The sequence below is a fragment of the Aphanizomenon flos-aquae FACHB-1287 genome (assembly GCF_014698755.1).
Classification (GTDB): Bacteria; Cyanobacteriota; Cyanobacteriia; order Cyanobacteriales; family Nostocaceae; genus Dolichospermum; species Dolichospermum flosaquae.
In genome coordinates this window covers 1-9,632 of record NZ_JACJTO010000072.1, presented here as the reverse complement: position 1 = coordinate 9,632, position 9,632 = coordinate 1, and the positions used below count along the sequence as shown (strand labels likewise).

Annotated in this window: 7 protein-coding genes and 1 pseudogene; 3 read left to right on the top strand and 5 right to left on the bottom strand. The window is 36.0% G+C overall.

From position 1 onward, the window contains the following. Window positions 1–79: pseudogene (locus H6G44_RS19645) on the top strand (IS200/IS605 family transposase); the annotation flags it as partial. 285 nt (window positions 80–364) lie between these two features. Here the strand turns inward: H6G44_RS19645 and H6G44_RS19640 are convergent. Continuing rightward, window positions 365–2,221: a hypothetical protein gene (locus tag H6G44_RS19640; protein WP_190388239.1), complete on the bottom strand. Its 1,857-nt coding sequence runs from the start codon at window positions 2,219–2,221 to the stop codon at window positions 365–367. Window positions 2,222–2,586: 365 nt separating this feature from the next. Here H6G44_RS19640 and H6G44_RS19635 point away from each other — a divergent pair, with 365 nt between their 5' ends. Both H6G44_RS19635 and H6G44_RS19630 read left to right on the top strand, forming a co-directional pair. Further along, complete coding sequence (locus H6G44_RS19635) at window positions 2,587–3,852, top strand: ATP-grasp domain-containing protein (protein WP_190388238.1); 1,266 nt, start codon at window positions 2,587–2,589, stop codon at window positions 3,850–3,852. A 41-nt stretch (window positions 3,853–3,893) separates the two neighbouring features. Beyond that, a complete protein-coding gene (locus tag H6G44_RS19630) occupies window positions 3,894–4,796 on the top strand; it encodes a succinate--CoA ligase subunit alpha (protein ID WP_190388237.1) in 903 nt (300 codons plus the stop codon). A 135-nt stretch (window positions 4,797–4,931) separates the two neighbouring features. On the opposite strand, the gene H6G44_RS19625 is transcribed toward H6G44_RS19630, so the two are convergent. From H6G44_RS19625 to H6G44_RS19610, 4 genes are all read right to left on the bottom strand, one after another. Continuing rightward, window positions 4,932–6,035 (bottom strand): aromatic ring-hydroxylating dioxygenase subunit alpha, encoded by a 1,104-nt coding sequence (locus H6G44_RS19625; protein ID WP_190388236.1) that lies wholly within the window; start codon window positions 6,033–6,035, stop codon window positions 4,932–4,934. Between the two features lie 211 nt (window positions 6,036–6,246). After that, window positions 6,247–7,512 carry a hypothetical protein gene (locus H6G44_RS19620; RefSeq protein WP_190388235.1) on the bottom strand — a complete coding sequence of 422 codons (1,266 nt, stop codon included), beginning with the start codon at window positions 7,510–7,512 and terminating at the stop codon, window positions 6,247–6,249. Window positions 7,513–7,515: 3 nt separating this feature from the next. Beyond that, window positions 7,516–8,271: a hypothetical protein gene (locus tag H6G44_RS19615; protein WP_190388234.1), complete on the bottom strand. Its 756-nt coding sequence runs from the start codon at window positions 8,269–8,271 to the stop codon at window positions 7,516–7,518. A gap of 6 nt (window positions 8,272–8,277) precedes the next feature. Beyond that, the coding region (locus H6G44_RS19610; protein ID WP_190595391.1) for a tetratricopeptide repeat protein at window positions 8,278–9,632 on the bottom strand (1,355 nt) is incomplete at its 5' end.

Here is a 9,632-nt window from a genome sequence, read left to right as displayed (position 1 = left end):
TTATTTTGCTATTTCAGTTGGTGGTGCGCCACTAGAAATATTGAAAGAGTATATCAAGAATCAAGAAAAGCCGTCCTAGAAGGACGGGGCTTGTGTCCCGTCTTTTCGGTCAGGAAGAAGAAAAAAGGAAATTTCTGGCGTTTCTGAATTAAGACATGAATTTGTTTCACGCAGAGGCACTCCAGGCGCGGATAATTTGAGTTTGAGAAATGGTAAGTAGGTTAAGCTGTTACACACCTAAAATACTTAGATCTTGTGGGGTGGGCCTCTTGTCCGCCAGACTTATCTAAATTAAATGGGGTACAGCTTAACACAATAGAACCAAAATGTGTATAAAATCCTTGCAAACCTCTTTACTCTTGCCCTACTGCGGTTGCTTCATATACCTTTCCTGTCCTTGGGAATTATAAATAAATAAAGGAAGTCGAGCATTTTCACTAATGACTTTAAGAGCTTCCTGTAACTGTTGGAAATGATTTTGTACTTGTGGATTATTAGCTTGAAATAATCGGTCATACTGAGGAGTTAAACGAACATTAATTTTCTGACTCTCAATAGTAAAAGTACAAATCTTGATAGTATTAGTACAAGTTTTATTGAGTTGATAACGGACTTGATTTAAATCCCCATATATTTGGAATTGTTCTTCTGCTTCTTTCAGAAATGCTGTATAGTTGTCAATCAAGGGTTTAGCTTCATTGAAATAGGAAGTATCTTGACCTACTTGTTTAGCACTTTGTATCGCTTGTTCCCAAGACTTGACAGCTTCTTTCCATTGACTTTGATTACCATAGATTTTAGCTTGACTAGCGGATTTAATCGCTTGTTGATATAATCTAGCTGATAATTGTTCTTTTTTAGTACGATTGCGTGCCTCAATTAATTTTGGTTGGTACTCTGCTAATAGCTTACGTGCATCCTCATTGCCTAAACTACCTATAGGGATAAATTTTAAAGTATTAATTACTATTTGTAAATCAAATTCTATCCTTTGCCATTCAGAAGCAGATTTAGCAGTAGTTTGACGTTTGATAGCTGCTTCCGCGCTAACTTTGGCATTAGCAATTTTTTGTAGCCATGCTTGTTCTTGAAGCAACTGCCGATTAATACTCTTTAAACTACTCTGATAGTTTGGCAAGTTTCTCTGTACCAATTCATAAAGGTCATGATCAGGCTTAACAGTTTCTAGTGATGTAATAGCCTCTAACAAGAGCTTTTGTCTATTGCGTAACTCATCCAAATTCTTAGGAAGAGCTTGACTGGTTTTCTGTGCGGAGGAGACCATTTGTAAAGCTTTTAATACCTGGTTGATTTTGGTTAAGTGTTGAGAAAAATTATTAACTAATGACTGGGATTCTGAATAGCGGGGAGACCAATGGGGAATTTTTTGCAAATCGGTAATTACCCCATCTAGTTTTTGCTGTGTTACTAATAAGTCTTTTTCTGACTCAGTAGCCTTAATATACTGCTGATACTCATTTTTAAATTGCTCTGCTGTTTGCAATTCTTTGCATTCAGAAATTATACAACCACGATGGAGAATAAAAGCACCAGTACCAGAAAGTAAGGCAATGACTACGGACGCACCCACAATAACTGGTAAGGGCAGAAATGATAATGAGAATTGTCTTTTTTTAGGCTGGTCTGGGATACCAGCAAAAAGATCAAACTTTTCTTCAATTTCCTCAGATTCCTGAGGTTTATTGTTATCTAGAGATAAATCTGAGTTTGGTAATAAATAATCTGAAAAAGATCCAGAGGGAAATGAATCAATAGTGGGTTCTTCTTCTGTTTCTGTGAAAGATGATGGTTGTTGAAGATCAGAAGATACAAATGCAGTGTATCCTTTATTTCCTACTTCCGCTGTTTCTCTTCCTCTACTTAATGTGGTATACTCAGTTTCATTTTCTGTATCTATTGTAGAAATGGGAAAATCTAAAAAATGTTGAGCATAGGGGCGCTTTTCTCCATAAATTCTCAAGAAAAATTGTACTTGTTGGGTTTGGTAGTTAAGCCATTGTAGTGCTTGTTCTAACACCTCAAAAATCTGATGTGTGTCAACTATTACTTGATCAGCGTGTTGAGTTAAAATCATCAATTTGTCATTTTTGATGGCGCATTTGACCTGAAAATCCAGACTATCTGGTAGTTGAGCCACCAGTCTTTCCTGTAAGGTACTGCCTAAAAGTTGTAAGTCTTCTTGTTGAATTGTTGCTTTCATAAACCGTTACCGCTACTCTTTTTATATGGTTTTGATGATCAAAGGAATGAAACACACAGACACTAGAGGGGAGGAAGTGGGAAAATGAGAAGTAAGATGTAAATCCTAGTTTTACATCTAATAAAATCAGTTTCGAGCAAAAGGTTAAATTTGTCACGAAGAAAACAATCAAGGGTAATGATTTAAAAAGATGATGATTGAGATTTATATTTTTTTTATACAGCTAGATTATAAATTAGACAATCCCATCGCAAAATAAATTTTTCAGTTAACCAAAACCAAATTCTATAATTTTTGGCATTGGGGAAAATATCAGATAGCATCAGAGAAAGTGCGTTGGAGTCGTCAATACAAGGTGTGTCTCAATGGATTTATTGGAATACCAAGTTAAAGAATGGTTTGGTAAAATCGGCATTCCTGTTTTACCATCCCAAAGGATAGATCATCCTGCGGATTTAAAACGCTTAAAAATTCGTTACCCGATTGTGCTGAAATCCCAAGTACAAGGGGGGGAAAGAGAAAAAGCAGGGGGGGTGAGGATTGTAGAAACTACGATTGATGCAATCGCTGCAGCACAGAACATATTTAATCTACCAATTTGGGGACAACTACCAGAAGTATTATTAGCGGAGTCAAAGTATGATGCCCAGCAGGAATTCTATCTAGCTGTAGTTTTAGATACTACGCTGTGTCGTCCTGTGTTGTTGGGTTCTCAAGAAGCAAATATCGAATGGGAAACAGCAGGGGAAAAAATCCAGCACGTGGTTGTAGAACAGGAATTTTCTCCATTTTATGCCAGACGACTAGCTTTAAAAATGGGTTTACGGGGTGCGTTGATGCAGTCTGTGAGCGGTGTTGTCGAAAAGTTGTACCAGTTGTTTATCCAAAAAGATTTGGATTTGGTAGAGATTCATCCCCTGGGTGTAAATTCTGCTGGTCAAATTATGGCACTTAATGGTAAGGTCAGGGTAAATGAACGAGCTATTAAACGTCATCCCGACATAGCTGATATGGCTGTAAAAATGATGGTGAAGCGCGACCTGGAAATGCACCGTCATTATGTTGATCAAACAAGCGCTGACTGGTTTGATGAATCGGATCACTTAGAAATGCAAGGTAAAATCGGCATATTGGGCAATGGTAAAGGTTCTGTATTAACAACTTTAGATGCGGTGATTGATGCTCATGGTGAACCGGGTAAATGTGTAAATTTACGCCATTCTTTTATGAGTGATACTGTACTGACAACTTTTAGCGATCGCTTAATAAGTAGTCTGAAAAATTTGGCCAATGAACAAAATATTCAGGTGATTTTGGTCAATTTTTTGGGAACTGTCCCTCAAATAGACCAACTTCCAGAAATTTTGACCAAATTTCTACAATTAGATCAGGGAAAAATCACCTCTGAGGCTTTTAATGGCAATAAAGGTCAGCAGCAATTAGATTTACCCCATTTAGTCATGCGTTTAGCGGGTTCTGAATTTAGGAATGTCAGAGAATATTTATCTACACTCCCAACTTCTAATCAATCGTTGATAGTTGTAGAAAATTTAGATGAAGCAGTCAAGGAAGCAGTTCGTTTAGCAAAAACACCTGTGGTAAAAAAAAAGGAATTGACCACTAACAACTGACCACTGACCACTAACAACTGACCACTAACAACTGACAAACTATGAACTTAACCCCAGAAAGTAAAGTTTTAATCCAGGGTTTTTGTGAATTTATCTTAGCAACTCATATTTCTCAAATGCAAGCTTATGGTACAAATTTAGTAGCTGGTGTTAATCCTGGGTATGGTGGACAGCAAATATATGATCTACCAGTATTTGATTTAGTGGAGGAGGTTGTGGCTAAATTTGGACAGATTGACACCACAATTATTTGTGTTCAACCTGATCAAGTTTTGGATGCAGCATTAGAAGCGATGGCCTCTAATATCCCCCAAATTATCATTATTACCGCTGGTGTACCACCCCTAGATATGGTGCAACTCCTTCGCAAAACAGAAGCTTGTGAAACCTTAATTATTGGCCCCAATAGTCCAGGAATTATTGTTCCTGGTAAAATTCTTCTGGGTACTCAACCTAGTGAATTTTATATTCCTGGTTCTGTGGGAATTGTCAGTCGTAGCAGTACCCTCACTTATGAAGTCGCTGGGGAATTAACAAAAGTTGGTTTGGGACAGTCAATTAGTGTCAGTATTGGTAGTGATGCTATTGTTGGTTCTTCATTCCTCCAATGGTTGCAAATTCTCGACGAAGACGAAACCACGGAAGCGATTGTTTTAATCGGCCAACCTGGAGGAAATAGCGAAGAAGCAGCAGCGCAATATATTATTGAAGCAATTGATAAACCTGTAATTGCTTATATTGCTGGTAGACACGCACCATCTGTACACAATTGGCAACAAACAGGGACTTTAGCAAGTGTAATTGGACGTTCTGTAAATTTTGGTACAGCAGAAAGTAAATTAGCTGCTTTTGAGTCTGCAAAAATTCCTGTCGCTGATAGTCCATCTCAAATTCCTAAATTGTTGAAAAATATCCTAACTCCCCAGAGGGTAAAGACCAAATAAGAGTGAACCACAGGAATTAGTATGTATTTATACAATTTTCAAATTTTTTAGTCGTTATACTCAAATTTAGGTTCTACCTGGGAATTGATGAAGTGGCCGGTCCACTTCATTTTTATTGTCAAAAGCTAGATTTTTTCAGTCATTAACTAGTTCATCTCGCCATTTTTCCCGTTTCTGTCTCTCTTCAACTACTTCTTTTTCCCGTTCCCGTGACCGCACTAATAACCAACTTTCCCATCTGAGGGGTTTTTGTTGTTCTAAATGGTTAATAAATTGGATAATTGATAAATCGGCTTTGATAGGAGTTTTGAAATCAAACTGCATGGTTTGTAAAATTCTATCATTGTTTTTGAGTAAGCGATCGCTAATTTTTTTCCCTAGTTTTAATATCAATTTATTAGTCAATTTCCCGAAAAAGCCTTTACGTTTTTTGGACATTAATAGGGTTTGTCCTTCAGTTTTCCCCCCTGGTAATATTCGAGTCGTAAAGATAATATGTAAATGGGTAGACTCATTAGCAAAGGAAACTATACAGGTACTTCCATACCAATAACAAACACTATAACTAACAGAATTATTAAAAAATCGCCGATAAAGATTTAGCCAAAATGACTTCCCGTGAATATTTGTAATGGTGTTAAAAATAATCGCATTTTCATTTAGTTCTTGTTTTTCCAAAACCATTTTTAATGGTAATTTATAAACTAAATTAATTTGTTGAGTATCAATACCTTGAAGAAGTAAAACATGAGGATGACAACTAATATTAAATTGCGAACCTAGAGAGATATCAAATTCTTGGTTCTCCCAATCTAAAACAAAAGGTAAAGGTTGTTGAGGAGTTTCCCCAGTCCATACCCAAATCATCCCATATTGTTCCGCTGTTGGCCAAGTTTTAGCTTTCAAAAATACAGGTTCATCTAAATTAGGAATATCAACACAAATACCTTCTGCATCAAACTTCCAGTGATGTAAAACACAGCGTAATTCATTACCCTCCATTTTACCTTTAGCTAAACTCATACCCATGTGAGGACAGTAAGCATCTAGAATAACTGCACGTCTATCTTTACCACGATATACGACTAAATCTTTACCAAAAATTGTTACAGATTTTATATCACCTACCAGCAAAGATTGAGAAGGTAATACCCAGTACCAACCTTCAACAAAAATGGTTGATTGATTGAAAATTTTAGGTTTAGGAACTGAGTTGAGATTATCTATATTAGTGTTCATTTTTAGGGTTTTCACTTGCAGTGAAGCGGTTAATCTATTCCTATCATGAACAACGTTTAAAAACGGTTATTTTCAGTACCGTCGGGACTCTAATTCCTGGTAAATAGGGCTTGAGCGGTCATTATATTTGAATATGGTGGCAAAATATTCCCTATTTCCTATTCCCTAAAACTAAAAAACTTTGTGCCTCATGAGCATGGGAACTATTATATCATGATTTGCGAGAATTGATATTAGCAAATAACCAAGAAAGAAGATTAGCAACTGTAGCCGCACCAAAGGAAAATAGGGCAATAATAGCATCACGAGGTAAAACACCATCTAACCAACTACCTTGGATACTAGAAACAGGAAAATCTTGATCTAATCCGATTTGAATTTTTTTAGTCTTCCCAGAAAAACGGGCTTCTATACCTTTCTTTTCGGGAATTATTTGCATATTGTTGATTACTTGAATATTTAAGGGTTTATCACTGTTTTCTCCCATGAGAAATTGATTTTCTTTAATGTCTCTATCCTGTTCTACCATGCGAATTTTACCTTCAATAATGGTGGATATTTCTAAATCATTTTTGGGGTCGTTACCATCTTTTAATAATTGAGTAAATTTTACGTTTTTGGTTTGTATTTTTCCTTTAAACCATCGGTTTAATTCAGATTTTTTTGGTGGTTTTGATAAGGTCAGATAAAGATTAGTATCTTCCTGAATTTTCAAGTTCAATCCTGGATTATCGGGGGTGACAATAAATTCCAATTCTTCTTGATCATCTGGTGATTTTGGTAAATTTAAACTGGGTATTTTATAACCTGCTACGGTCACTTTCACGGGTTTTTGACCTAAAGATATTTCTAAGCTATTGGGATGATTTTCAGAATTAGGAACTAGAGAAAAAGCTAATCCTTGACGCTCAAAATCATAATGTAATTTAGTTATTCTTGTTTGTGGTTGCAGTTGTAATTTTTCTAGTTTAATGTCACTTTCTGTCTGAGAATTAGCTGGACTAATAATAATTTTACTTTTCTCTTCTGGAAGTTGGATTTCTAATGAATTTGATTTATTAATTTCTGGTAATTGACTTTCAAAACTGCCAGTAAAGGTTAAGGTTTGTATACCTTCTTTTTCTAATTCCTGAATATTTTTAATATTTCGCAGAAAAACTTTAGGTTGTGGTTCATTATAAGTAAAACTCATTTCTTGAAAAATAAGATTACCTTCAAATGTATGATTTCCTGGAGCAATAGCAGCAATAGTAATAATACACAAAACCGCAAGCAATATGATCACTAAAATAGATGATTGTTGCCGAATTAGATATTTTTTCAAATTTGGCAATTGCTGGAGAAAATTATTAAAATTATTATTGATATTATTAAATTTTGTCTGAATTAAGCCAGACTTAGTAATAATAAAGTTCTTAATCTTACTAAATCTGGAATTTTGAGAAGATTTCTGTCTGCCTTTTTGCCGAAATGCCATGATTTATTTTAACCAATTGGGATGATGTTCAAATACAATTACATTCTCAATGCGATCGCTAGGTTCATTAATTCGGTCAATAAAAGCAATATAATGTAACTTATAGCGTCCCCCAGGGGCTTTACTACCATCCCCTTTACTACCATCCCAGGTAAAACTAATTTCACCACTATTTGCAGTCTTACGAGATGTATTATATATTAGATTTTTCTGATCTTTATCTTCGAGAGGGAAGATTTTTAAACTATTAAATCTTACCCGATCTTGAGAATAAAAAACAAACTCATATTTACCAGAACTTTTTGCCAAAGTCACAGGAACATAGACCTTTTGAGAACCGAGACCATAGGATGCTAACGCGCGGAGTTTATTTGCGGGTATATTGGCTTTTTTCAGAACGTAGGTATCCCAGCTAAAGCCAAAATTTGCACCATTATTAGATAATAGCAAATCATCTAATATATAGTTATATTTATCATCCCATGATGTCACTAAAACTTCAGGATTGTTACCTTTTTTGATGCGGGGAACTTGTAAGCTTATCTTATCGCCATAATCATTAATATTGCGAGTAGCAATAGAAATTAAACTCAAACTATTACCGCTTATTGGTTGCACCTTAATACCTTCGCAACGGTCGGGAGTTTTACGACGGATATAATCTGTAGAACGGGGATTTCCTTGAGGACAATAAGCATTAGCAGATAGAGGATTAATGCTAAGGATTAATAAGCTGGTAAGAAGAATTTTGTAATTCATAAATCATTATTTGGTTAAAGTAATTTTCCAGATGGACAGTTGTTTTTTAACCTGAGATATAGGATAGGCAAAATTTCTAGTTTCACCTGGTTTTCGGGCATAAACTATGGCTATGAGCCGATTTTTTGAGTCTATCACAGGACTGCCAGAATAACCAGGTCTGAGTTCAGTTTCAGATATTTCTAATTCTTGATTTTTAACAATTATTTTTCCCGATTTTACAGACCATGATTTATCTTCACCTCGTTGGGCATCATGACCGATAATTTGAATAGGCATTATGGGGTCAATGGTAGTAGACATTGATAAAGGTTGGATATCTTCTGGTAGTTTACCGCTAATTTCCAACACAGCTAAATCAAGTTTGTTTTCTGTAGAAGTCATTTTCAATAGTTTGGCATTTCGTCTCATTCTGACTCTATTTGCTGGTGGTACGCTAAAAAACTCCACCTGAATATTTTTACCCTGGTCATTACCATCAAAAATCACATGACGACCTGTGAGAATTAATGTCCGGTTAGCATTTCGCTGGATAACTACACCGGTCCCAACCTCGATTCCTTGACGTTGGTTGTTAGAAAATTTAGCAGTAATGCGTACCACAGAACGCTTAACGGGTAAATTGGGGTCATTTTTGGGCAAAAATTCGATATCACTTTCTAAACTGGCTAGTTGATCTTGTTCTGCACTCCATAATTTTCGTGCTTCTATATTGTTGTTACTGGCATATATATAATTGGGATCAAGTTCTTCGGCTTTGTCGAAGTGTTCTATAGCTTCTCTTCGTAATCTCAAAATCAACTCTTGCAATGCTACACCCAAGTTATTATTAGCTAAAGTATGGGCAGTTGTTGGAGATACCAAAGTATCTTCTGGTAATGATAGAGCTTTTTTATAGTTGGATATAGCCGCATCTAATTTCTTCTGGTCTCTCAGGGCATTGCCAAGATTGTTGTAAGCAGTAGCATATTTAGGGTCAAGTTCAATAGCTTTTTGGTAAGCAGCAACAGCCCCATCTAATTTCTTCTGGTCATACAGGGCATTGCCAAGATTGTAGTAAGCAATAGCTAATTTAGGGTCAAGTTCAATAGCTTTTTGGTAAGCAGCAACAGCCTCATCTAATTTCTTCTGGTCACTCAGGGCATTGCCAAGATTGTAGTAAGCAATAGCTAATTTAGGGTCAAGTTCAATAGCTTTTTGGTAAGCAGCAACAGCCTCATCTAATTTCTTCTGGTCACTCAGGGCATTGCCAAGATTGTAGTAAGCAATAGCTAATTTAGGGTCAAGTTCAATAGCTTTTTGGTAAGCAGCAACAGCCTCATCTAATTTCTTCTGGTCACTCAGGGCATTGCCAAGATTGT

Coding starts and splice junctions, on each gene's coding strand:
- H6G44_RS19625 (WP_190388236.1), bottom strand. CDS start 6,035: ATGAACACTAATATAGATAATCTCAACTCAGTTCCTAAACCTAAAATT.
- H6G44_RS19615 (WP_190388234.1), bottom strand. CDS start 8,271: ATGAATTACAAAATTCTTCTTACCAGCTTATTAATCCTTAGCATTAAT.
- H6G44_RS19635 (WP_190388238.1), top strand. CDS start 2,587: ATGGATTTATTGGAATACCAAGTTAAAGAATGGTTTGGTAAAATCGGC.
- H6G44_RS19630 (WP_190388237.1), top strand. CDS start 3,894: ATGAACTTAACCCCAGAAAGTAAAGTTTTAATCCAGGGTTTTTGTGAA.
- H6G44_RS19620 (WP_190388235.1), bottom strand. CDS start 7,512: ATGGCATTTCGGCAAAAAGGCAGACAGAAATCTTCTCAAAATTCCAGA.
- H6G44_RS19640 (WP_190388239.1), bottom strand. CDS start 2,221: ATGAAAGCAACAATTCAACAAGAAGACTTACAACTTTTAGGCAGTACC.